26 protein-coding genes are annotated in these 23,021 nt (G+C 68.4%); 12 read left to right on the plus strand and 14 right to left on the minus strand.

The window, feature by feature from the left end; translation table 11 throughout:
• Nucleotides 1-24: 24 nt before the first annotated feature.
• A complete protein-coding gene (locus tag ACN675_RS02055; protein WP_420749327.1) occupies nucleotides 25-447 on the minus strand; it encodes a DUF6292 family protein in 423 nt (140 codons plus the stop codon).
• Nucleotides 448-625: 178 nt separating this feature from the next.
• Between ACN675_RS02055 and ACN675_RS02060 the strand changes: the two genes are divergently transcribed.
• The 3 genes from ACN675_RS02060 (at nucleotide 626) to ACN675_RS02070 (ending at nucleotide 3,476) form a co-directional block, all read left to right on the plus strand.
• On the plus strand, nucleotides 626-868 hold the full coding sequence (locus tag ACN675_RS02060) for a hypothetical protein (protein WP_420749328.1): 243 nt from the start codon (nucleotides 626-628) through the stop codon (nucleotides 866-868).
• 9 nt (nucleotides 869-877) lie between these two features.
• The gene (locus ACN675_RS02065; protein WP_420749329.1) at nucleotides 878-1,243 is read left to right on the plus strand and encodes a hypothetical protein; all 366 of its coding nucleotides are present in this window, start codon (nucleotides 878-880) and stop codon (nucleotides 1,241-1,243) included.
• Between the two features lie 94 nt (nucleotides 1,244-1,337).
• On the plus strand, nucleotides 1,338-3,476 hold the full coding sequence (locus ACN675_RS02070) for a catalase (RefSeq protein WP_420749330.1): 2,139 nt from the start codon (nucleotides 1,338-1,340) through the stop codon (nucleotides 3,474-3,476).
• Nucleotides 3,477-3,534: 58 nt separating this feature from the next.
• On the opposite strand, the gene ACN675_RS02075 is transcribed toward ACN675_RS02070, so the two are convergent.
• The 6 genes from ACN675_RS02075 to ACN675_RS02100 form a co-directional block, all read right to left on the minus strand.
• A complete protein-coding gene (locus ACN675_RS02075) occupies nucleotides 3,535-4,545 on the minus strand; it encodes a hypothetical protein (RefSeq protein WP_420749331.1) in 1,011 nt (336 codons plus the stop codon).
• 53 nt (nucleotides 4,546-4,598) lie between these two features.
• Complete coding sequence (locus tag ACN675_RS02080) at nucleotides 4,599-6,077, minus strand: aminotransferase class I/II-fold pyridoxal phosphate-dependent enzyme (protein WP_420749332.1); 1,479 nt, start codon at nucleotides 6,075-6,077, stop codon at nucleotides 4,599-4,601.
• A 180-nt stretch (nucleotides 6,078-6,257) separates the two neighbouring features.
• Nucleotides 6,258-6,575 carry a PRC-barrel domain-containing protein gene (locus ACN675_RS02085; protein WP_420749333.1) on the minus strand — a complete coding sequence of 106 codons (318 nt, stop codon included), beginning with the start codon at nucleotides 6,573-6,575 and terminating at the stop codon, nucleotides 6,258-6,260.
• Complete coding sequence (locus ACN675_RS02090) at nucleotides 6,562-6,966, minus strand: hypothetical protein (RefSeq protein WP_420749334.1); 405 nt, start codon at nucleotides 6,964-6,966, stop codon at nucleotides 6,562-6,564. The genes ACN675_RS02085 and ACN675_RS02090 overlap by 14 nt, the downstream gene beginning before the upstream one ends.
• Complete coding sequence (locus tag ACN675_RS02095; protein WP_420749335.1) at nucleotides 6,963-8,192, minus strand: NRAMP family divalent metal transporter; 1,230 nt, start codon at nucleotides 8,190-8,192, stop codon at nucleotides 6,963-6,965. Before ACN675_RS02095 ends, ACN675_RS02090 begins: the two co-directional genes overlap by 4 nt.
• Nucleotides 8,189-8,611 carry a hypothetical protein gene (locus ACN675_RS02100; RefSeq protein ID WP_420749336.1) on the minus strand — a complete coding sequence of 141 codons (423 nt, stop codon included), beginning with the start codon at nucleotides 8,609-8,611 and terminating at the stop codon, nucleotides 8,189-8,191. The genes ACN675_RS02095 and ACN675_RS02100 overlap by 4 nt, the downstream gene beginning before the upstream one ends.
• A 210-nt stretch (nucleotides 8,612-8,821) precedes the next feature.
• Between ACN675_RS02100 and ACN675_RS02105 the strand changes: the two genes are divergently transcribed.
• The gene (locus ACN675_RS02105; RefSeq protein ID WP_420749337.1) at nucleotides 8,822-9,517 is read left to right on the plus strand and encodes a PAS and ANTAR domain-containing protein; all 696 of its coding nucleotides are present in this window, start codon (nucleotides 8,822-8,824) and stop codon (nucleotides 9,515-9,517) included.
• 96 nt (nucleotides 9,518-9,613) lie between these two features.
• Here ACN675_RS02105 and ACN675_RS02110 read toward each other — a convergent pair whose 3' ends face one another.
• Nucleotides 9,614-10,189, minus strand: a complete 576-nt coding sequence (locus ACN675_RS02110; RefSeq protein WP_420749338.1) for a hemerythrin domain-containing protein — start codon at nucleotides 10,187-10,189, stop codon at nucleotides 9,614-9,616.
• A gap of 284 nt (nucleotides 10,190-10,473) precedes the next feature.
• Between ACN675_RS02110 and ACN675_RS02115 the strand changes: the two genes are divergently transcribed.
• From ACN675_RS02115 to ACN675_RS02130, 4 genes are read left to right on the plus strand one after another with little or no spacing between them, the layout of a single operon-like run.
• Entirely contained in the window at nucleotides 10,474-11,472 is a 999-nt protein-coding gene (locus ACN675_RS02115) for a glycosyltransferase family 1 protein (protein ID WP_420749339.1), read from the plus strand.
• Complete coding sequence (locus tag ACN675_RS02120) at nucleotides 11,469-12,572, plus strand: glycosyltransferase family 4 protein (RefSeq protein WP_420749340.1); 1,104 nt, start codon at nucleotides 11,469-11,471, stop codon at nucleotides 12,570-12,572. Before ACN675_RS02115 ends, ACN675_RS02120 begins: the two co-directional genes overlap by 4 nt.
• A complete protein-coding gene (locus tag ACN675_RS02125) occupies nucleotides 12,572-13,573 on the plus strand; it encodes a glycosyltransferase (protein WP_420749341.1) in 1,002 nt (333 codons plus the stop codon). The genes ACN675_RS02120 and ACN675_RS02125 overlap by 1 nt, the downstream gene beginning before the upstream one ends.
• On the plus strand, nucleotides 13,570-14,409 hold the full coding sequence (locus ACN675_RS02130) for a glycosyltransferase family 2 protein (protein ID WP_420749342.1): 840 nt from the start codon (nucleotides 13,570-13,572) through the stop codon (nucleotides 14,407-14,409). Before ACN675_RS02125 ends, ACN675_RS02130 begins: the two co-directional genes overlap by 4 nt.
• Before the next feature lie 27 nt (nucleotides 14,410-14,436).
• Here the strand turns inward: ACN675_RS02130 and ACN675_RS02135 are convergent, their stop codons facing one another.
• Both ACN675_RS02135 and ACN675_RS02140 read right to left on the minus strand, forming a co-directional pair.
• Nucleotides 14,437-14,934 (minus strand): hypothetical protein, encoded by a 498-nt coding sequence (locus tag ACN675_RS02135; RefSeq protein ID WP_420749343.1) that lies wholly within the window; start codon nucleotides 14,932-14,934, stop codon nucleotides 14,437-14,439.
• A 96-nt stretch (nucleotides 14,935-15,030) separates the two neighbouring features.
• On the minus strand, nucleotides 15,031-15,927 hold the full coding sequence (locus tag ACN675_RS02140) for an alpha/beta fold hydrolase (RefSeq protein ID WP_420749344.1): 897 nt from the start codon (nucleotides 15,925-15,927) through the stop codon (nucleotides 15,031-15,033).
• 80 nt (nucleotides 15,928-16,007) lie between these two features.
• Here ACN675_RS02140 and ACN675_RS02145 point away from each other — a divergent pair, with 80 nt between their 5' ends.
• Both ACN675_RS02145 and ACN675_RS02150 read left to right on the plus strand, forming a co-directional pair.
• Nucleotides 16,008-16,487, plus strand: coding sequence for a MarR family winged helix-turn-helix transcriptional regulator (locus ACN675_RS02145; RefSeq protein ID WP_420749345.1), 480 nt, complete (start codon nucleotides 16,008-16,010; stop codon nucleotides 16,485-16,487).
• 38 nt (nucleotides 16,488-16,525) lie between these two features.
• Nucleotides 16,526-16,894 carry a DUF2834 domain-containing protein gene (locus ACN675_RS02150; protein WP_420749346.1) on the plus strand — a complete coding sequence of 123 codons (369 nt, stop codon included), beginning with the start codon at nucleotides 16,526-16,528 and terminating at the stop codon, nucleotides 16,892-16,894.
• Between the two features lie 11 nt (nucleotides 16,895-16,905).
• On the opposite strand, the gene ACN675_RS02155 is transcribed toward ACN675_RS02150, so the two are convergent.
• Nucleotides 16,906-17,268: an STAS domain-containing protein gene (locus ACN675_RS02155; protein WP_420749347.1), complete on the minus strand. Its 363-nt coding sequence runs from the start codon at nucleotides 17,266-17,268 to the stop codon at nucleotides 16,906-16,908.
• Nucleotides 17,269-17,478: 210 nt separating this feature from the next.
• A complete protein-coding gene (locus ACN675_RS02160; protein ID WP_420749348.1) occupies nucleotides 17,479-18,237 on the minus strand; it encodes a GAF and ANTAR domain-containing protein in 759 nt (252 codons plus the stop codon).
• 129 nt (nucleotides 18,238-18,366) lie between these two features.
• Between ACN675_RS02160 and ACN675_RS02165 the strand changes: the two genes are divergently transcribed.
• On the plus strand, nucleotides 18,367-18,795 hold the full coding sequence (locus tag ACN675_RS02165; protein WP_420749349.1) for an ATP-binding protein: 429 nt from the start codon (nucleotides 18,367-18,369) through the stop codon (nucleotides 18,793-18,795).
• Entirely contained in the window at nucleotides 18,792-19,577 is a 786-nt protein-coding gene (locus tag ACN675_RS02170; protein ID WP_420749350.1) for a SigB/SigF/SigG family RNA polymerase sigma factor, read from the plus strand. The genes ACN675_RS02165 and ACN675_RS02170 overlap by 4 nt, the downstream gene beginning before the upstream one ends.
• Nucleotides 19,578-19,584: 7 nt before the next feature.
• On the opposite strand, the gene ACN675_RS02175 is transcribed toward ACN675_RS02170, so the two are convergent.
• The gene (locus tag ACN675_RS02175) at nucleotides 19,585-20,625 is read right to left on the minus strand and encodes an NAD(P)-dependent alcohol dehydrogenase (protein ID WP_420749351.1); all 1,041 of its coding nucleotides are present in this window, start codon (nucleotides 20,623-20,625) and stop codon (nucleotides 19,585-19,587) included.
• An 88-nt stretch (nucleotides 20,626-20,713) separates the two neighbouring features.
• Nucleotides 20,714-23,017 carry a 5-methyltetrahydropteroyltriglutamate--homocysteine S-methyltransferase gene (metE, locus tag ACN675_RS02180; RefSeq protein ID WP_420749352.1) on the minus strand — a complete coding sequence of 768 codons (2,304 nt, stop codon included), beginning with the start codon at nucleotides 23,015-23,017 and terminating at the stop codon, nucleotides 20,714-20,716.
• Between the last annotated feature and the right edge of the window lie 4 nt (nucleotides 23,018-23,021).

The following is a 23,021-nucleotide window of genomic DNA, read 5'->3' on the forward strand; positions in this document are numbered from 1 at the left end:
ACGTGCAGTCCTGATCGGGTACCCTCACTCGACGGCGGCGACACCTCCCGCGACACCGCCGTAGTCCGCGACGGCGCGCAGCGCTTCCTCTCGGGATCCGCGGGCCGGGGTCGTGCGCAAGGCCCCGCCGTCGTGCCGGAGGCGTTCCAGGAAGGTCCGCACCGCCGAGGGCGGCGGAACCCGCGTCGACCCCAGATAGCCGGCGATGATCATGTCCTCACCGGATCCGGTCTCCACGCCGAGCGCCCACCCTTCGTCCGGGGTCCAGACGAGAGCCACTTCACGACCGGGATACAACTCGAGTTCGGGAATGCCCACGTACGCCTCCCAGGCGCCGTCGTCGCGCACCGCCCAGTTCCCCTCGGCGGCGCCCAGCTCCTGGGCGACCTGCTCGATGTACCGGGTGAACCCTCGGACCATCACCTCGTCACCTGACGGCCGTTCCATCACGCTCTCCTCACATCCGCCGGACCGGCGCAGCGCAGGTCCAGCGGGCCGGGAATACCCACGTCGGACGAATCCGACACGCTGTGCGTTTTCCAGTATCCTCCCCGGCCCGTCTCGTTTGGTCGAGTACTCGCACGGGCACTCGTCCGGTAGGTCCCGACGGAAGGGAGAGAGCGCCATGCCTACGTGCGATACCTGCGGAAACGACTACGACAAGACATTCACCGTGACCCGCGCCGACGTCACCGGAACCTACGACAGCTTCGAGTGCGCGGTTCAGGGGATGGCCCCGGTGTGCGCGCACTGCAGCTGCCGCATTCTCGGCCACGGCGTCGAGGTGGACAACACCATCTACTGCTGTGCGCACTGTGCGCGCGCCGCCGGCAGGCCCGAAGTCACCGACCGCGCCGAACACCACTGAGGAGGTGCCATGAGCCAGGACGTCGAGAAGCGGTGGCGCGACCCCGCGACCTTCCGATCCGCGATGTGGTACGCGGCGATCGTCGTCGCCGTTGCATTGCTCGTGATGGCGGTCGGAGTGGTGTGGGGACTGGCCGTCTCCGGAGACCGCTGCGCCGAGGAATCGTTCGCCGTGTGCACCACGCCGGCGAAGGAGATCCTCGCGTTCGGCCCACCCGCGGTCCTGTTGATCGGCGGGCTCGGCGCGCTGTACCGCGCCTACCGAACGTGGCAGAGACACGGTTCGTGGCCGATCTGGCAGGGCGTCGGATGGGCTCTGCTCGTGGGGATGATCGTCTTCCTGATGTTCTCGTTCGGCGTCCTCGTGAGCGACTGAGAAACGCCGGGTTTGCCGGTCTCGCCCGGGGGTAGTCACGGTACGACACCGTGGCACCCGGACGGACCGCCGCATTCCCGGATCGGAGGACAACATGACGAAGACCGGCCCCGACGGCTCCAAGGGCGAGCCCGAACAGCGTGACCCGAAGGACAGGCAGCTCGACGGCTTCCGCGTCGACCGCAACTCCGGTTACCTCACCACGCAACAGGGTGTACGCGTCGACCACGACGACGACTCCCTCACGGCCGGCACCCGGGGACCGACCCTCCTCGAGGACTTCCACGCACGGGAGAAGCTCACCCATTTCGACCACGAACGCATCCCGGAGCGGGTCGTGCACGCGCGGGGTGCCGGCGCGTACGGATACTTCGAGCCCTACGACGATTCGCTCGCCGAGGTCACCGCCGCCCGGTTCCTCACCACACCCGGACTGCGTACCCCGGTGTTCGTGCGGTTCTCGACCGTCGCGGGGTCCCGCGGTTCGGCGGATACGGTCCGCGACGTCCGCGGTTTCGCGACGAAGTTCTACACCGAACAGGGCAACTACGATCTGGTCGGCAACAACTTTCCGGTCTTCTTCATCCAGGACGGCATCAAGTTCCCGGACTTCGTGCACGCGGTGAAACCCGAGCCGCACAACGAAATTCCGCAAGCGCAGTCCGCGCACGACACGTTCTGGGACTTCGTGTCACTGCAGCCGGAGACCCTGCACGCGGTGATGTGGCTGATGTCGGATCGCGCGCTGCCGCGCAGCTATCGGATGATGCAGGGCTTCGGCGTCCACACGTTCCGGTTCGTCAACGCCACGGGTACCGGAACATTCGTCAAGTTCCACTGGACACCGAAACTGGGCACGCACTCACTGGTGTGGGACGAGTGCCAGAAGATCGCAGGCAAGGATCCGGATTTCAACCGCCGCGACCTGTGGGAAGCGATCGAGGCCGGGCAGTATCCGGAGTGGGAACTCGGCGTGCAGCTGGTTCCCGAATCGGACGAATTCGCTTTCGACTTCGACCTTCTCGACGCCACCAAGCTCATTCCCGAGGAGCAGGTGCCGGTGCAGCCCGTCGGGCGGATGGTACTCGACCGGAACCCGGACAACTTCTTCGCCGAGACCGAGCAGGTCGCATTCCACACCGCGAACCTGGTGCCCGGCATCGACTTCACCAACGATCCGCTGCTGCAGGCCCGCAACTTCTCCTATCTCGACACCCAGCTGCTCCGGCTGGGCGGGCCGAACTTCTCGCACCTGCCGGTCAACCGGCCCGTCACCGAGGTGCGCACCCATCAGCACGACGGTTACAGCCAGCCCACGATCCAGCGCGGAAAGGCGTCCTACCACAAGAATTCACTCGGCAGCGGGTGTCCCGCCCTGGCCGACGAGGAGGTCTTCACGCACTACGCGAAACACGTGGACGGGCACGTGGTGCGGGCCCGCAGCGACAGTTTCGCCGACCACTACAGCCAGCCGCGCCTGTTCTGGCGCAGCATGTCCGAGGTCGAAGCCGAGCACATCGTCGCGGCCTTCGGATTCGAACTGGGGAAGGTCACCGACGTCGACATCCGCGAACGCGTCGTCGCCGAGCTCGATCTGGTCGACCACGGCCTGGCATCACGGGTCGCGGGTGAACTCGGCCTCGACGCCCCACCCGAGTCACCGCTCGTCGACATCGCGCCACCCTCCCCGGCCCTCTCCCAGCTGAACACCGCGATGGACAGCATCGTCGGCAGGCGCGTCGCGGTACTCGCGGCGGACGGTGTCGACGTCACCGGCGTCGACCGTCTCGTCGAGGCGCTCACCGAACGCGGCGCGATCGTCGAGGTACTCGCACCCAAGGGCGGCGGTGTACTCGCAGGTGGTTCCGGCGGCGAGATCGCCGTCGACCGCGCGATCAACACCATGGCCTCGGTGCTGTACGACGCGGTGGTGGTCCCGTGCGGCCCCGACGCGATCGCGACCCTCCGGAAGGACGGCTACACGCTGCACTTCCTGGCCGAGGCGTACAAGCACGCCAAGCCGATCGCCGCGTTCGGTGCGGGCCTGGACCTGCTGCCCGCCGCCGGGCTGCACTGCCCGGTCGCCGAGGGCCCCGACGTCCTCACCGATGCGGGTGTGGTGACCTCCACGGCCGCCGAGGCTTCGCTGCCGGGAGAGTTCTTCGACGTCTTCGCCGGCATCATGGCGCGGCACCGGGCCTGGGACCGCGAGGTGGACTCCGTGCCGGCGTGACACATACGGATCCGGCGCGCCTTGGGCGGGAACCCATTGCGCGCCGGATCCGTATGTGTCAGATCTGTTTGGGCAGCGTCGTCACCGTCGCGCCCTCCTCCGTGCGCTCCGGCAACGGCTGCAGCGGCAGCGCGTCCCGGTCGTCGGCAAGGGATGACAAGTGCCGCAACACGATCCCCTCCCGAAGCGCCCACGGACTGATCTCGAGGCTGTCCAGGCCCAGTGCCGTCATCGCACAGTCGGCCACGATCGCGCCGGCGAGCACCTGCCGGGCGCGGGACTCCGAGACCCCGGGCAAGCGGCTGCGGTGCTGGGCGGGCATCCCCGCGAGCTTGTCGATCACCCGCCGCAACTTCTCGAGCTGCAGTGTGCGGGCCACGAAGGGCCCCTTGCGCTGAGCCGGGGAACCGGTCAGCCGAGACAACTGCTTGAACGTCTTCGACGCCCCGACGGTGACGTGCGGATCCCCCTCCCACTTCAGGCGGTCCGACGCGTCGCCGAGGGTGTCCCGCACGTCTCGGCGCAGCCGTTTGAGCTCCTTCACCGTGGGTGGGTCGCTCTCGAGATAACTGCGTGTCAACCGGTTCGCATCGAGCGGCAGCGACAACGCGATGTCCGGCTCGGTGTTGCGTCCGAGTGCCAGTTCCATCGAGCCGCCGCCGATGTCGAGGACCAGCAGCCGGCCCGCGGACCAGCCGTACCACGCATGCACCGCGAGGTAGGTCAGCCGCGCCTCCTGGTCGCCCGAGAGGTATTCGGGGCGGATACCGGACGCCTGCACGATCCGGTCGAGCACCGCGTCCCGGTTCTCGGCATCGCGGATCGCCGCGGTCACGAACGGGAACAGCCGATCCACCCCGTACCGATACGCCGCGTCGACCGCCGTCGCGACCGCGTTGGCCGCGCGGTCCGCGCCTGCGACGCTGAGGGATCCGTCCGGCTGGACCTCGTCGGCCAGGCGTGTCGGCACCCGGATCGCGTGCACGGGCAACGGCGGCGCACCGACCGCTGCTTCGACGATCTGCAGCTGCGCCGAGTTGGAACCGATGTCGAGTAGACCGAGCCTCACCCCCGCGGGGTACCCGATCGCGGTGACGTCCACACGCGAGCGGCGCGTGCCTTCTACCGGGCGACGACCCGGAACGTGTCGAGTTTCGGGTCTGTGGCGTCGGGAACGGCCATCCCGGCGGCGAGCCCACTGCGCAGATAGTCGACGACGGCGTCGTCGATCAGCTCGCCGGGCACGACCACCGGTATTCCCGGCGGATAGGGGGTAAGCTGCTCGGCCGCAATGCGTCCGGGCGCCTGTGCGGCGGGCACGTCCTCGACCTTCTCCGCGAAGAACGCATCCCGGGGCGACATCCGCGACTCGAGCTGCAGTTCGTCGGGTGAGGGCAGGCGGATCGGCGGGGGCGGATCGAAACCGTCCGCCGCGGCCACGCACGCTTCGAAGGCCCGGATCAGCCGGTCGGCGGTCTCCGCGCTGTCCGCCATCGACATCGTCGCCATGATGCGACGGTGGTCGGACAGACCCATGTCGACCCGGCAGTGTTCCCGGATCCAGTCCGCGAATTGATAACCGGAAGCGCCGGTCTCGCTGACGTCGACGAGGATCTGCAGGCGGTCCAGATCGTGCGAGGCTTCGTGGCCGAGCAGCTCGTCCTCGAGGACCTGCAGTCCGGGGATCTGCGAAAGCCGTTCGCGCAGTTGCCTGCTCAGATCGAGCGCATCGCCCAGAAGCTTCTCGCCGCGCTCGACCATCTGCCGCCGCCACGCGTCGATTCCGCTGTAGACGAGCACGTTCGGGCTCGTCGTCATCAGCAGGTCGGCGCACGTGGACAGGTGGGCGAAGTCGATGAGATCTCCCTGGGTGTGGAAGACGGAGCCCTGCTCGAATCCGGCTCCCATCTTGTGGACGCTGACCACACACACGTCGGCGTCGGCCTTCATCGCCCAGGTGGGCAGATCGTCGTGGAACGGCAGGTGCGCACCCCACGCCTCGTCGACGATGAGCGGCTTGCCGCGTTCGTGACAGACCTCGGCGATGCCCTCGATGTCCGCACATGTCCCGTACGGGCTGGGCGAGACGATCAGTGCTCCGGCTGCGTCGGGGTGCTTCTCCCAGCCTTCGCGGATCTGCTCCGGTGACGGCGGATGCGACATGTGCCGCTCGGCGTCCCATTGCGGAGTGACCCACCGCGGCTGGATGCCTCCGAAGATCAGCCCGGCGACGACGGATTTGTGGGAGTCGCGGCTGAGCAGCAACCCACCCGAACCGTGCCCGGCCACGGCCATCATCGCCGCTTTCACCGACAGCGAGCTTCCGCACGTGGAGAAGAACGCGTGCTCGGCACCGACGGCTTCGGCCATCAGGTCCTCGGCGTCGGAGAGGTAGTTGTTGCGCGCGAGCCGGTCGTCGAGCCCGCCGGTCGCCAGCACATCGGATCGGTAGGCGTCACCGAGGACGTCGAGTGCGCGCGGGTCGGCGCCGCGACCCTGACGATGTCCCGGCGGGCTGAATCCGTAGCGGTCCTGCCGGTGGTAGTCCGCGAGCGCGTCGAGCAGCGGCGCCCTCTCCTGATCCTTCCGATCTCCGCTCATGCTGCATCGGGTACCCGTTCGCACCGGTTCGATTCGTCACCACGGGGTACCCGTGCGCCATGGAACTGATTGCAATCCTCATTCTGATCGGCGTCGTCGTCTTCGTGATCGCCAAGAGATCGGGCCCGCGTCAGCAAGGATGAAACCGCACGTCGAACAGCCGATCGACGTCGGCCGTCGTCACGGCAGCGCGGGCGCGAACCTGCGGTAGCCGTCGCGCACGTCGACCCACCCGTCCCCGACACGCCTCACATCGGCCCACCGGACCAGGAACGCCCCGCGGTGCCGCCACCGCAGATAGCGGGCGATCAGCGCCGGTGCGTCGACCGAACTCCGTTCGTATCCGAGGAACGAGCCCGAGGACCTCGGGCTGACCAGCAACGCCGCCAGGGTGAGGCCCTCATCCCCCGTGAGAGCGAACCGGACGTCGACGACCGTGCCGAGACCGTTGCCGTCGCTGTCGCGGACTCGCGCGCCGACGATCTCACTCAGCCGCACGACGGCCTCCCGGGATCCGTCCGACGACGTGGTCGCGGACCCATCGTTCGACCCACAGGTGGTCGAGGTCCTCGCCGTGCACGGTCAGGTGTACCGCCACCTCGACGCGGTCCACGTCGGCCCAGTCGATGCGGTCCAGACTCGAGACCGGAGGCCTGCCGCCGAAGATGCGCGTCGGCAGCGCATTGCCGCTCAGGATCGCCTTCACCCGCGGCGGCGCCGCCCCGGCCGGGATTTCCCGGCCCGCTTCGATGCCGTCGAGCTCGAGATCGTCGACGGTGGTGACCGGGCGGCCGTCGACGTCGACGAGCAGCCGGTCCAGCAGGTGCAACCGCGCGTCGAGGACACGACCCTCGAGCGGCAGCCGAGGCAGAGCGTCCGATTCCGTCACGATCCGGCTCCCGTCATGATCAGCAGGGGTATGGCCGCGGCCGAGGCGGCGACGATCACGGGCACGTAGGCCAGCGCGAAGGCGTTGACGACCCGGCCGTTGACGTGCTCGCCCATGTATTCGGGGTCGTTGGCGACGATGAGGATCGGAATGTAGGTCAGCGGCAGCGCCACCGCCGAGAACACCACCGAAACCTCGGTCACCAGAACCGGATCGACACCGGTCGCGAGGATCGCGAGTCCCACGAGCAGCGACACGATCATCACCAGGTGGAAGCGGGCGGCGTCCGCCGGAGCCCGGAACTTGCCCCACCGCCAGCCGAAGAACTGCGCGAGCGTGTAGCCGCTGGACAGCGTCGTCTCGAGGGCGGCCCCGAAGGTCGCGGCGACGATCCCGACGATCGCGAACGCCAACGCCAGGCGACCGCCGGCCTCCGCCACGGGCAGCACGATCTGGGAGAGGGATTCGACGCCGATGTTCTGCGGGAGCAGCACCACCGCGGCGCACGCGGCCACGCACACCGACAGGACCCCGCCGAGCGGGAAACCGACGAGCACGTTGAGCCGGGCCTTGCCCAGGTCCTCGACGGTCCACTTCTCCTCGAGAGCACCCGACGAGAAGAAGAACACCTCGTACGGCGTCATCGCCGCACCGAACAGCGCGACCGCATAGAACCAGTACACCGCGGTCGACTCGGCTTCGGGGACGGCCGGGGCGAGGATCTGCTGTCCGAGTTCACCCCAGTCGGGCCCCAGCAGGAACAGCGCCACCCCGAACACGATCAGGCACAGTCCGGCCAGCCCGGTGGCGTTCTCCATGACGGTGAAGCGGACCCGCCAGATCACCAGCCACACCGCGAACGCCGCGACGGGCATCCACATCAGCGGCCCCACCCCGGAAGCGAGTTGCAGCGCCAGCGCGACGCCGCCGACCTCGGCGGTCAATGTCATGAGGTTGATCAGGAAGGACGCCGCGAGGTCCGCCAGCGCCGCGCGGGGGCCGAGACGCTCGCGGATGATCTCGAACGTCGCGCGCCCGCTGACCGCGGCGACCCGCCCGGCCATGTTCGCGTACAGGCAGATGCCCCCGACCCCCAGCACGACGACCCAGACCAGACTCAGCCCGAAACGGGATCCGACGACCGCGTTGGTGACGAGGTCCCCGATGTCGAGGAAACCGCCGATGGCGGTGAGAACGCCGAGTGCGACGGCGAACAGTTTCGTCACCGTGCGCCCTCCCCGAACGCCGACAGGGTGTCGGTGAGCCGGCGGAGTTCCTGGTCGAGGGACGCCGCGTCCGGGGATCCCGGCACGCCGGCGACGTGTCCGCGGGCCCGGCCGAGCACCGCTGCCGCGTCGTCGAGGTATCCGAGCAGCACGTCCCGGTGCGCGGCCTCGTCCGGCGACGCCGTCTCGGCGGTGGCCGCGGCGCTGTAGGAGGTGAGGACCGTCTCCAGAGCGTCGTCGAGCACCACATCGGCGTGGTTACCGGTGGTGCGGTGTGCGGACACCAGCGACAGACCCAACTGGGCGGACGCGGTCGCCGATGCCGCGTCCTCCGCGGCCCGGGACAGGTCCCCTTCGGTTCCCCCGGGCAGACCCGAGCAGCCGGACGACAGGGACACCGCCAGGATTCCTGCGACCATGCCTCGACGCCAACGCACCGGAACCTCCCGAGCTGCACCGCCGCATACGGTGCGCACAGGGGTACCCCTGCGAACGGGATTTCAACCCGCGCGGTCGGTTTCCTGCGCAGCTGTCACAGGAGTCGACCGTCTCCCCACAATTGTGCAGCCCTCGAGGCCGGAAAGGGGCCGAAGTGGTCGCGGTAACGTTCTTCGCGGCATAATCGCGGAATGACCGATTCGACCACGGGTACCCGCGCAGGACGGGACCTGCGCTCCGACAGGCCACAGCGGGTCGGCAGCTTCCGCTACATCGTTGCGACCGACGAATGGGAATGGTCGGATGCGGTGGCTCGAATGCACGGCTACGAGCCCGGCACGGTGAATCCGACCACGGAGTTGGTTCTGTCCCACAAACATCCGGAGGATCTGCAGCAGATCACCGAGGTGCTGAACATTCAGCGTACGACCGGTAAGCCGTTCAGCAGCCGGCACCGGATCGTGGACGTCGCCGGCAACATCAAGCAGGTCGTCGTGGTCGGCGACCAGCTGCTCGACGACACCGGTGCGGTCATCGGCACGTCCGGGTTCTACATCGACCTCACCGAGACCTACGCGGAAGACATCCGGGAGAACGTCGACGAAGCGATCTCCGCTCTCGCCGAGTCACGCGCCATCATCGAGCAGGCCAAGGGTGTGCTGATGGTCGTCTACGGGATCTCCGCCGATCACGCCTTCGAGATCCTCACGTGGCGGTCGCAGGAGACGAACACCAAGCTCCGGGCGTTGGCCCAGCGGATCGTCGACGTCGTCACCGGCGGAGCGGGACCGAAGATTTCCGATTCCTCGCGCAACGAGTTCGACCACTTCCTGATGACCATGGACCGGACGATCTCCCGCGACGATCGCCCCGCGAGCCGCGCCTGAGCCGACCCGCACCCGGACCGGCTCGCGGGTATCACCCGAACCGTCCGATTCGGCACAGTCCTCCCGAATCGGCGCAGTCCTCGATCGATCACGTCCTCAGCGTTCGGTTCCGCGCTTGGTCACCGCGTCACGCATACGGTCGAGCAGGCCGGTGACCGGGCCGAGGATCTTGTCGCCCGGTGGTTCGTCCGGGGCCGAGGGGTGCGGCCGCGTCGGCGCCAGCTTCTTCGTCGACTCCACCTTCTTCCCGAGCTCGATCAGTTCCTCCTGGGTGAAGACGCTCCGCATGTGCGGGAAGATCTCGCTCTCCTCCTCGGCGACGTGTTCGCGGACCTCCTGCATCAGCAGTGCGAGCTGGGCTTCGAACTCCGGTTCGTCCGGCTTCAGCCCTTCGAGCCGCTTCATGGTTCTCTCGGCCTCGGCGTGCTCCTCCTTGGCGTGCTCGGCCTCGCTTTCGCTGACCTTCTTCTTCACGGCCGGATAGACCTCGGCCTCCTCGGCGACCGAATGCCGCACCAGCTCGATGGTCACCTGGTCGGTGAGATCCTTGCGCCGCTGCCGAGCCTCGTCGGTTCCGATGCCGTGGAGTGCCTCGAGTTCGGCGAACATCCGTTCCACTTCGCGGTGATCGTGGGTGAGGACCTCGATCACGTCGCGCTCGCTCGTTGTCATCGCTACCTTCCCTTCGATTGCTCCAGTGGCGGGTAACCCGGTCCGCATGCGCGGAAACCGTTCCGCCGTCTGCCGATTTCCGGACCGCGGGGTCGATTTCCGGACCTCTAGGGTGTGGCCGCCGACTTTCTGGGTATCCCTCGGTCGTCCCGGCCGGCCACCGTCGATTCGGCCGTCACCCGATCTCATGGGAAGTGAGCGAACTCGTGCGATCTGTTCGTGTTGCGTCGGTACCCGCCTCACACGTCTACGTTCGGCACCTGGCGGATCCGGACGGTGACGGGGTGACGCGGATGCCGGATCCGGTGCCGGCGGACGGGCGCAAGGTTCCCGGCGGCTGGTGGCCTCCGCTGATGCTCGAGCCCGGCTGGATCACCGAGCACCACACCGAATTCGACGTCTTCCACGTTCATTTCGGCTTCGACGCGATCGAGCCCGCCCAGCTCGAGGACATCGTCGCCGAACTCGAGGACCATCGAATCCCGTTGGTGTACACGGTGCACGACCTTCGCAACCCGCACCACGACACTCCGGGTGCACACGAGAAACAACTCGACGTCCTGATCCGCGGCGCCGCCGAACTGATCACCCTCACACCGGGCGCGGCGGCACGCATTCGGGAGGTGTGGGGGCGCTCCGCCACGGTCGTGCCGCATCCGCACGTCGTGGAGAAGGAGTGGTTCGACCGCCCCCGCCCGACCGAGGACCGATTCGTGGTCGGTGTGCACGCGAAGAGCCTGCGTGCGAACATGGACGTGTTGCCCGTCGTCGAAACCCTCGCCGAGACAATCGGTTCGCTGCCCGGAGCGATTCTGCGCATCGACCTGCACGACGAGATCTTCGACCCGGGCAATCATTGGTACGCACCGGAAACCGGAGCCGCACTGACGGCTTTCGCGGACCGCGCCGGCGTCGAGGTGCGCGTCCACCCCTACTTCTCCGACGACGAGCTCTGGCGCTACCTCTCGTCCCTGACCGTCTCGGTCCTGCCCTACCGCTTCGGCACGCACTCGGGGTGGCTGGAAGCCTGCCACGACCTGGGAACCGCCGTCGCGGCGCCGAGCTGCGGCTTCTACGGGCAGCAACAACCGTGCGCGGTCTTCGAATTCGACGAGCACCGGTTCGATCCCGCTTCGCTCGACCGCGGCATCCGCGATCTGTACCACCGCCCTCGGCCACTTCCCCGGCCTGCATGGGAGAGCCGGCTCGCCCAGCGCCGGGACATCGCGCGCACGCACCGGGACCTCTACGAGCGGGCACTGCGTGAACGGACAGAGTCGTGAGCACCGGGTCGCTGCGGATCGCCCTGATCGCGTCCAACAGGTATCCCATCCGCGAGCCGTTCGCCGGTGGACTCGAGGCGCACATCTGGCATCTGGCCCACGCGCTCACCGACGCCGGGCACCGCGTCACGCTGTTCGCCGCGGAAGGATCGGATCCCGGCCTGCACGCCGCGTTCCTCGAGGTCCACGAGTTCACCCCGAGTGCGGCCGCACGCGCCGACGAATCGATGGTGCCGGAAAGGTTCCTCGCGGACCATCACGCGTATCTGTCGTTGATGCTGCAGCTGGCCGGACCGCTCGCCGGGCGCTTCGACGTGATCCACAACCACAGCCTCCACTACCTGCCGGTGGCGATGGCCCACACGCTCGACGTACCGGTGGTGTGCACACTCCACACACCCCCGACACCGTGGATCGAATCCGCGCTGGCCACGCCCGGCGGGTGTCCCGCCACCTTCGTCGCGGTGAGCCGTCACACCGCCGCGGCGTGGCGTCATGCGCTCGGGTCACCCGCGAGCGTGATCCACAACGGTGTGAACCTGCAGGCCTGGCCGCCCGGCCCCGGCGGAACCGACCTGATGTGGTTCGGTCGCCTCGTTCCGGAGAAGGGTGCGCATCTGGCGATCGACGCGGCCCGGCGCGCCGGCCGAACCCTCCGGATCGCCGGACCGATCTGCGCCCCTTCCTATTTCGTCGAGTACATCGCCCCGCGCCTCGGCGACGACGTGATCTACCTCGGGCATCTCGACCGCGCCGACCTCGCCGCGGAGGTCGGCCGCGCCGCCGCCGTTCTGGTGACTCCCTGCTGGGACGAGCCCTACGGGTTGGTCGTCGCCGAGGCGCTGGCCTGCGGAACCCCGGTGGTGGCGTTCGCACGCGGTGCGATCCCCGAACTCCTCACGCCCGATTGTGGGGTTCTCGTCCCGGACGGGGACACCGCCGCGATGGCAGATGCCGTGCCCGTCGCGGTGGCGCTCCCGCGCGAGGCGGCACGGGCGCGGGCGCAGTCGTACTGTTCCGAGCAGGTCATGGTCGCCGCCTACCTCGACCTCTACCGGGACCTGCTCCGAACAACGCGTCCCCGAGTGGGTGTCACCTGATGATCGGCTACTACATCCACCATCACGGCCACGGGCACCGCTCCCGCGCCGCGGCGATCTGCGCCCACCTGAGCAGCCCGGTCACCGCTCTGTGCTCCGAGCCGATCTCCGACCCGGACGGCGTCTTCGCCGAAACGGTGGTGCTCCCCCGCGACGACGCCGCGCCGACGGCTCAGGACCCGACCGCGTTCGGGACCCTGCACTGGGTGCCCCGCCTCGATTCCGGCCTGCGCCGCCGTCAGGCCGCATTCGCGGCGTGGATCGACCGCGCCCGGCCAACCGCGATCGTCGTGGACGTGTCCGTCGAGATCGCGCTGACGGCGCGGCTGTTCGGCATTCCGGTGGTGACGGTCGCCATGCCCGGAAACCGCACGGACGCAGCGCATCAGCTGGCCTACCGATTGTCCGATCGCATCATCGCGGCCTGGCCGCGGGCGATGTACGAACCGGAATGGCTGCAGCCGTTTGCGGACCGGACCAGCTATGTGGGAGGCATCAGCCGCTTCGACGGCCGTCCCTGCACGCCGCCCCGTTCCGGAGAGGACACGGTGCTGGTGCTCGGTGGCAGCGGAGGATCCTCCCTCACCGCCGCGGACCTCGCGGCCTACTCCACCTGCGATCCCCGCTTCGCGTGGGAAGGTCTCGGCATCGCCGGCCGGGAGTGGGTCCACGACCCGTGGCCGGCATTGTGCCGTGCAGACGTCGTCGTCGGCCACGCCGGCCAGAACACGGTGGCCGACATCGCCGCGGCACGCCGGCCCGCCGTTTTAGTCGCCGAGCCGCGGCCGTTCGACGAGCAATGCGCCACCGTCACCGCTCTCGATCACGCGGGCCTCGCCGTGGCCCTGACAGGCTGGCCGGAGGCGCAGGCGTGGCCCGGGTTGCTCGATCGTGCCCGCCGGTCCGATCCGGGTCGCTGGGATCTGTGGTGCACGGAGGGTGCGGCGGCACGGGCCGCGGCGGCGATCGAGAAGGTCGCCGGCGAATCGAGCTGCGCGTGAGGATCTGTGTGGTCACCATCGCGGCGCATCGGCACCGGCACCTGAGCTTGCAATTGCGCGGGCTTCACCGCAGTGACCGTCGTCCCGACCGGCACGTCGTCGTCGCGATGGGCGACCCCGGTGTGGCATCGACCGTCGCTCGTGCCGGCAGCGATGCCTGCACCGTGTTCATGCCTCACGCCGAAGGCCCGCTCCCCCTCGCCGCGGCCCGCAATCTCGGGGCGGACCGTGCGCTCGATCTCGGCGCAGAACTGCTCGTGTTCCTCGACGTCGACTGCATTCCCGCGCCCGGGATGCTGCGTCGCTACGAGGATGTCGCGGGCGACCACCGCTATCGGAATGCGCTGCTGTGCGGGCCGGTCACCTACCTCCCACCGCCGCCGGAGAACGGATACGACCTGGACCGGCTGCCGGGGATGGTCGATCCTCATCCGGCCCGGCCTGTCCCGGACGACGACGCCGTTCTTCCGTCACGGGACCATCACCTGTTCTGGTCGCTGTCGTTCGCGACGACCGCGACCACCTGGCGGCGGCTCGGTGGTTTCTGCACCGACTACACCGGTTACGGTGGCGAGGACACCGATTTCGGTTGCACGGCAGCCCGATCCGATGTGGTACTCGCGTGGGTCGGGGGTGCTCACGCGTTCCATCAATATCACCCGGTGTCCGACCCACCCGTCGAGCACGTTCACGACATCGTCACCAACGCAACACTTTTCCACCGAAGGTGGGGCTGGTGGCCGATGCGGGGGTGGCTCGACGGTTTCGCCGAACGGGGGCTGGTCCGCTACGACGCCGGCCGCGACCGTTGGATCTGCACGGTCGCGGCTCGGTGACCGGGTCGGCGGCTCCCCCGGGCACCTCTACACGGAGTGCCGGCCCTCCCGGCTCGTGCCGCCCTCGTCCGTGCGCACCTGGTCCGCTCGCACCTCGTCCGTTCGCACCTGGTCCGTCCGCAGATCCCGCCTCGGTTCCGTATCGTCCGCCGAAGCCCGGGACTCGCCGTGCGCCGAGGGCGCCGTAGCGTCGGGATCGAGCCGGTCGGCGCGCTCACGCTGCTCGTCCAGCTCGCTGCGAACCGATTCGGCCTCCTCCCGCTGCACCTTCGCGCGGCTTGCGAGGCGGGCCGCCTCGGCCTGCTTCTCGGAAGCCTCCGCGGCTGCCCGGCGGGCCTTGGCGGCGGTCTCGTCGGCGATGGCCGCGCGCTGTTCGGCGACCGGGGCACGTTCGGCGACCTGCGCCCGCAGGTGAGCAGCCTCGGTGCGGCGATGCTGCGTCCGGCGTCTGGTCAGCAACCAGGCGACCAACAGCACCACAACGACGATCACGATTGCCAGTACGATCCAGCCCAGCGCGTCCATGTCGAAACCTCCGATCGGATCGGGTTTTCCCGGGCATACCCACCGGTCCGTCCCGGAAAACCACGAGCCTGTCGGAGCACGCCGCCGGCGGCCCGGTCAGCGGCCCCCGAACCCCCCGAGAGCTCCGAACCCCTCGAGGAGCGCGGCGTTCACCGCATCGGCGGGGTGCACGGGAAGCGTGTGGTGCGTGGCGTCGTCGAGCACGATCGTCCGCGCACCCGGAAGGAGCCGCCGGACCGCGTCGTCGACGCGGCGGCTGTCGTGAACCTTGCTGTCCCGGGCGAGGATCACCGTGGTGTCGACGCCGAAATCGTGGAATGCCTTCGCGGACGGTCTTTTCGGAACGATCGTCTTCGATGTCGGGAACGTCGCACCGAGCGCGAGAAGGTCCAGCCACTCTTCGTCCAGCGGGCGACCTCCGGTTTCCCACACGACGAAGGCTCGTTCGCGCTGTTCGCTCGGGCGCAGCAGAACCGGCAACGCGCGCAGCAGATACCCGGGCCGCATCCCCGAGAAGCACGAATTCGGGTCGAGCAGAACAAGTTTGCCGACGCGTTCGGGACGGCGCAGGGCAGCGGCGAGCGCGATCATCGCACCGTACGAGTGCCCCGCGACTCCGAAGGTGTCCAAGCCGAGCCCGTCCACGACCCCGAAGAACCAGTCGAGCAGATCGTCGACGGTCCGTGGCGGGCGTGGGCCCGGGACGCTGCGTCCGGCATCCCCCAGGATGTCGACGGCATGGACGCGGTGCCGTGCGCCGAGCGCGGCGACGTTGGCGAACCATACTGTCGAGGTCGCACCCCCGCCGGGCAGCAGCACGACCGGGGGCGCATCCGGCGGTCCGTACGCGTTGATCCGGGTGCTGCCGTATTCGGATTCGAGGTCGATCGGGGTGGTGCCGTCGGGCCAGCGGCCCAGTACCGCGTCGTAGGCGCGATAGAAGGCGGTACCTGCCGGGGTGTTCGTGAATTCTTCGATCGTCGGTTGGGACATTGCAACCTCCGTCATGGAATTATCTCGACGGTCGAGATAGTAGACTGTCGAGGTAACCGAGTCGAGCCGGAGGATCAGCAGTGACGGACACGGAGAACGGCCGGGCCTTGGCCATGGTGCACGGCCTGCGGGAACTCGTGGTGCAGCTGAACCTGCTCGGCTCCGAGTTCGCTCGCACCCACGGACTTCACGCCACCGATGTGCGCGCACTGATCGCCCTGCTCGATGCCTCCCGCGCCGGCACCGTCGCGACGCCGGGATGGCTGGGGCAGCAGCTCGGCCTGAACTCCGCGTCGACCACCGCGCTCGTGGACCGCCTCGAGAAGGACGGCCTGGTGGCGAGGGAACGCGACGCGCAGGATCGCCGACGCGTGAGGTTGCAGGTCACCGAGTCCGCCGAACAACTCGGCTGGAGTTTCTTCGGGCCGCTCATCGGCCGGGCCGTCGGTGTTCTCGACTCGTTCTCCCCCGACGAACTCGCCACCATCGACGAGTTCCTCTCGAAGATGCGGGACGTGGTCGAGGGTGTCCGCGAGACCGGAGCAGGGACCGGAGCCTAGCCGCAATCGCCCCACAGCCACCGTCCGAAGGAAACGCCGTGCAGCAGAAGCATCTCGCGTTCGTGTTCGCCGCGTCGACAGTCGTGGGTGTCGTGATTCCGTACGCCGCGCTGGTTCCCTTCCTGCTCGACCACGGCCTCGACCTCGGGCGGATCGCCGACGAGATCACCGCGACCCGGCTGAGCGCCTTCGCATGGCTCGACGTGCTGGTCTCCGCAGTCGTCCTGCTGCTGGCGGCATTCGGTACCGGTTGGATCAGCACCGGACGCGCACTGTGGGTCACGCTCGCGACGTGCCTGGTGGGGGTGTCGGCGGGACTACCTCTGTTTTTCTGGTTCCTCGTCGGGAACCGTGTATCCGGTCCGGTGGTTCATCCTTGCCGATCGGTGCCCGACCGGCAAGGATGAGCCCCCCTCTTCTACGCCGAGACCCGGAGCGCCCCCATCGCGCTCTCGAGCGAGGTGTGCAGTTGCAGACGGGTCTCACCCGCGGCGCGCAACAGTCGTTGCACCGGCCGTTTCCCGACGAGCACCCACCGTGCGTCGCACTGGTTCGCTCTCGCTTCGAGAGCCTCGAACACAGCGAGCCCCGCGGACCCGATGAATTCGACTTCGGACAGGTCGAGCACCATTCGCGCGGACGGACGCAGCCGGTCGCTGGCGTAGCGACGCAGCGCCGGCGCGTTGAGCAGGTCGATCTCGCCCTGCACGGCGACCCGCACCATGTCACCGCTTATCCGCTCGGTGGTGAAACGCGCACCGGCGGATGTCTCATCGGGCACACCCGTGCTGGTAGCCCAACGTGTAGCGGCGCGAAAATTGGGAACAACAGTCATGACACTCCCATCGAAACGATGGGAAGAATCGCAGAAAGTCGGGCGGCCTGCCACGGATGCCCGCTTCCGCGATGCTTCCTGGTCCAGGCTGTGTGCTCAACCTGGACTCAGCCTACGTCAAATCGACGGTAATGCTCAACGGACGACATCGGAATCTCACGTTTCGGACGGGTCGGGCGTTCGTTTCAATGTCTCTACCACCTGCTTTGCGACCTCGGACAATCGCAGATTCATCCGCTGCGACGCCTCCCGGAGCAGCGTGAACGCCTGCTCCTCCGGCACCTCATGGATGGCCATGAGCAGTCCTATCGCCTTCCCGATCTCCCGATTGCTCTCGAGACCGGCCCTCAGCGAGACGGCCTGGTCCCGGTGGGCCCTCGCACTCAGCGCCACGGACGCAAACGCGGCGAGTACCGCGCCCGCGTCGAGAGACTCCTGCGTCAACGCGCCCGGTGTGTCGGAGAAGATGTTGAGGGCCGCGGCGTCCGCACCCTCGACGGTCAGGCGGAAGCCCGCCGCTCCACGGACCGGGGTGGACTCGAGGATCCACTTGGTCAGCGCCGGCCAGCGGGTGCGGACCGCCAGGTCGGTGTCGAGTTCGGCCGTGTCGTGGTGCAGGACGTCGATGCACGGGCCTTCGTGGAGTTCTCTTTCGGCAGCGTCGATTCGCCGGGCCGTGTCGTCGCCGGCCGCGACCGTGCGCATGGACGACCCGCGCCGCACCACGAGACTTGCTCGATCGCAACCGGGAACGAGCATCGGGGCTGCGACGCACAGCGCTGCGCACATCTGCTCGTAGTCCTCGGGGCCGTACACGATCTCCGCGAGCCTCGCGAAGACGGCCCCCGTCTCCTCGCGCTGTGCAGTCTCCTCGCGCTGTGCAGTCGCCTCGCGCTGTGCATCCTCGTTGCTCATGCGAATTCACCTTTCGCGGTCGCGATTCAGACGCGACCTACTTGGGTATTCTGCGCTCGAACGGGAGGTGCCGGATCGCCCTCGACCCCGGCCACCTACCGAGAATTCGACTGAAAGGGCCCAGAACCCATGGCGACGACCGCTTCGATCGACTCGGACCGCGCACACACGCATCCCATCGTGGAACTGCGCGTCCGCGCCGATCCGGGACAGCTTCCCGTGTTGCGTGCCGTCGCCGCCGCGATCGCGCTGCAGCAGGATTTCGATCTCGACACCGTCGCCGACGTGAAACTCGCCGTCGACGAGGCAGCCACGCGCCTGATCATGAGTGCCGTCGACGGAACCGACGTGACGTGCCGGTTCCAGGCGATCGCGCCGACGCTGCGCATCAGTGTCTCCGCCACGACCCGCCCCTCGCCCGCGAGTTCGGCACGCACGTTCGGCTGGCACGTCCTGAACTCGCTCGCCGACTCGGTGGACGTGCGCGTCGACGACACCGCGGACGGCAGCGTCACCACCATCGATCTCTCGGTCACCGAGGGGAGTGCCGCTCGGTGAGCGGGAACAGGCGCGACCCCGACGAGTATGCCGACGTCATCGAACTGTTCACCGAGGTCCGGTCGCACGGTGCGGACGACGCGGCCCGTACGGAGATGCGCGACAAGATCGTCGAGCGATGCCTGCCGCTCGCCGAACACATCGCGCGCCGGTTCGACGGACGCGGGGAGACTTTCGACGATCTCGTTCAGGTCGCGAGGCTCGGCCTCGTCAATGCGGTGGACCGGTTCGATCCGGACCGCGGCTCGGATTTCGTGTCGTTCGCCGTCCCCACGATCATGGGCGAGGTGCGGCGGCACTTCCGCGATACCGGGTGGGCGGTGCGGGTTCCGCGCCGGATGAAGGAACTCCACATCGCGCTGAACAAGGCGACCGCCGACCTGTCGCAACAGCTCGGCCGTGCCCCCACGGTCCCCGAGCTGGCCGCCGAGCTGGGCTTGGATCGCGAGGAGGTCGCCGAAGGCCTGGTTGCCGGGAACGCCTACCAGACCGTGTCGGTCGATCGCAGCACGCAGACCGATTCCGGCGGGCACGGCGTCACCCTCGCCGACACTCTCGGCGAATACGATTCCGCACTGTCCGAAGTCGAGAACCACGAGACGCTGCGACCGTTGCTGGCGGCGCTGCCCGAACGCGAACGCACGGTGGTGCTGCTGCGATTCTTCGGGAACATGACGCAGACACAGATCGCCGAGCGGGTCGGGGTTTCGCAGATGCACGTGTCACGGCTGCTCACCAAGACCCTCGCCCAGTTGCGCGAGCAACTCGGCGACCAGTTCTGAACGGTTCTCAGATCGTTGCCGCGTCGATGACGAAGCGGTAGCGCACGTCGCTCGCGACCACCCGTTCGTAGGCGTCGTTGATCTGCTCGGCGGAGATCAGTTCGATCTCGGCGCCGATTCCGTGCTCGGCGCAGAAGTCGAGCATCTCCTGGGTTTCCGCGATCCCACCGACATTGGACCCGGCCAGGGCGCGGTTGTTGGCACCGAGGCTGAACGCGCGCACCGTGAGGGGGTGTTCCGGCAGGCCGAGTTCGACGAGGGTGCCGTTCAGCCGCAGCAGCGACAGATACTTGTCCATGTCGAGGTTCACCGACACGGTGTTGAGAATCAGGTCGAACCGGTTGCGGAGTTCCTTGAACAGATTCGGATCACTGGTCGCCCGGTAGTCGACGGCACCGAACCGCAGGCCGTCGTCCTTCTTCGACAGCGAGTGACCGAGCACCGTGACCTCGGCACCGAGCGCAGCGGCGATCTTCACGCCGACGTGCCCGAGTCCGCCCATCCCGATGATCGCGACACGGGTACCGGGTCCGGCACCGTAGCGGCGCAGCGGGGAGTACAGGGTGATCCCGGCGCACAGCAGCGGGGTGGCCGCCGCGGGATCCAGCCCGGCCGGCACCTTCAGCACGAAGTGCTCGGTGACGACGATGTGTGTCGAGTACCCGCCCTGGGTGACCCGGCCGTCGGCGTCGACGGCGTTGTAGGTGCCGGTGACACGATTCTCGCAGTGCTGCTCGGCCCCGGCTTCGCACGCGTCGCATTCGCGGCAGGAGGCGACGAAGCAGCCCACGCCCACGCGGTCCCCCACCGCGTGCTTCGTGACGTCGGAGCCGACGGCCTCGACGATGCCGACGATCTCGTGTCCCGGAACCAGGGGGTACCGGGTGCGACCCCACTCGTTGCGGACGGTGTGGATGTCGGAGTGGCAGATCCCGGCGTATTCGATCCGGATGAGCACGTCGAGCGGACCGGGTTCCCGGCGCTCGATGGTGGTCTTGGCGAGTGGTGCGTCTGCGGCGGGGGCAGCGTAGGCGGCAACGATCGTCATACGTCATGCCTACACCCGCGCAGACGACGGTGCGCACCCGCGGGGGCTGTCCGCGGGTGCGCACCGGTCGGGCGGGATGGTCCGACAGCTACTGCTGGGCTTCGGCCTGCTGGGCTTCGGCCCGGCGTCGCAGCCGGCGCGCCGCCGCGACGAGATTGCGCAGCGACGGTTCGAGCTGCCAGTGATGGCGGGTCTTGAGCCCGCCGTCCGGGTTCGCCCACAGCCGGTCCAGGTCCACCGACGCGGCGGCCTCGGTGAGCAGATCGTCCAGCTCGTCGATGTCCGGGATCCGCGCCGAGCGGCTCTCGTACACGCCGGGGCCGACGCCGTGGGTGAGCGCGTGGTCCTTGATCGCCTCGAGGACCCAGCGGATGGACCGGGTCGCGACGATCGCGGTGACGTCCGCGTCGAGCCGTTCGATCGCCTCGACGACCGACTTCTGACCGGAGTACGTCAGGTGCGTGTGGATCTGTGTCTCCGGTTTCGCTCCGCCGGTGGCCAGACGGAACGCGTCGACCGCCCAGTCCAGGTACTCGGCGCGGCCGTCCTGACGCAGCGGCAGCAGTTCCCGGATGGCCGGCTCGTCGACCTGGATGATCGCGATGCCCGCCCGCTCGAGATCGGCGATCTCGTCGCGGATGGCGAGCGCGAGCTGATCGGCGGTTTCGTGCAGCGGCTGATCCTGGCGCATGTAGGACCGGGCCAGCATCGTCACCGGACCGGTGAGCATGCCCTTGACCGGCTTGTCGGTCAGCGACTGCGCGAACGTGATCCACTCGACGGTCATCGGCTTCGGCCGCACGATGTCGCCGTAGAGGATCGGCGGACGCGTGCACCGGGAGCCGTAGGCCTGCACCCAGCCGAAGTGCGTGGTGGCGAAGCCCTCCAGCAGCTCGGCGAAGTACTGGACCATGTCGTTGCGTTCGTGCTCGCCGTGGACGAGCACGTCGAGGCCGATGTCCTCCTGCAACCGGATGGTGGACTCGATCTCCTCGCGGATCCGCTTGACGTAGTCGTCGTACGAGATCCGGCCCTGACCGAGGTCGTGGCGGATCTTGCGGATCTCGTCGGTCTGCGGGAACGACCCGAGAGTGGTCGCCGGGACCGGCGGCAGGTTCAGCCGCTTCTGCTGCGCGGCGCGACGCTGCTCGTACGGCGCCCGCACCCGATGTTCGGGCTTGAGCGCGTTGATCCGCGCGCGGACGGTGTGCTTCTGCTTGAAGTGCACCGACGTCGGCGGCACGCGCCACTTCTCCTCGGCACCGGTGGTCAGTGCCTTGGCGAGCGAGACCACCTCGCCGACCTTCTGCTTCGCGAAGGCGAGGCGGTCGGCGACGTCACCGGGGATGTCGTACTCGACGAGCACGTCGTAGGGCACGTGCAGCAATGTGCAGGAGGTCGACACGACCAGGTCGGGCGCGACCTTCGCGATCGAGTCGAGGTATTCGAGCACGCGACGACGGTCGGCGCGCCACACGTTGCGGCCGTCGACGACACCGGCGTAGATGCGCTTACGCTTGAGACCCGGCACGGCGGCCAGTTCTTCGGCGCTGATCCGGCCGTTGATCAGGTCCAGGCCGATGGCCTCGACCTTCGACGCCGCGAGAATCGGCAGCGCCGCGCCGAGGTGACCGTAGGGTCCGGCCACCAGGATGCGCGGACGCAGCGGCGCATGGGACAACTTCTCGTAGGCCCGCTCGAGCGCCGCGAGTTCCTCGTCGCTGCGGTCCTCGGTGAACGACGGCTCGTCGAGCTGGATGCACGTGGCGCCGGCCTTGGCGAGCTGCTCGAAGAGCTTCTCGTACTCGGGAAGCAGCGCGTCGAGCAGGTCGAGCGTGGAGAACCCGTCCTGCTGCGACGTCGGCGAGATCTTCGACAGCAGCAGCAGCGACACCGGGCCGAGCACGACCGGGCGCAGTTCGATGCCCTTGGCCTTGGCCCGCTCGAACTCGTCGAGCACGGCGGCCGAGTTCAGCTCGAACGTGGTGTTCTCGTCGAGTTCGGGCTGCCGGTAGTGGTAGTTGCTGCCGAACCAGCGGACCAGTTCCAGCGGCGGGAAGTCCTCCCGGCCGCGGCACAGGGTGAAATAGAAGTCGAGCGGGTCGAGCTCGCCGACCAGGGGACGGAACCGCTCGGGGACCGCGCCGAACAACAGGGCGTTGTCCAGGACGTGGTCGTAGTAGGAGAACGTGTTGCCAGGGACCTGCGTCAGACCGGTGGCCGCGAGCTCGCTCCAGGTGTCCTCCTGGATTTCACGGGCGACGGCGACGAGTTCGTCGCGCGTGCTGGTGCCGTGCCAGTAGGACTCGAGAGCACGCTTGAGTTCGCGGCGGGGTCCGATACGCGGGTACCCGAGGATGCTGGATCCGTAGCCGGTGGCGTTGGTAGCCATCTCG

The organism is Rhodococcus sp. O3, from assembly GCF_048897285.1.
Lineage (GTDB): Bacteria > Actinomycetota > Actinomycetes > Mycobacteriales > Mycobacteriaceae > Rhodococcus.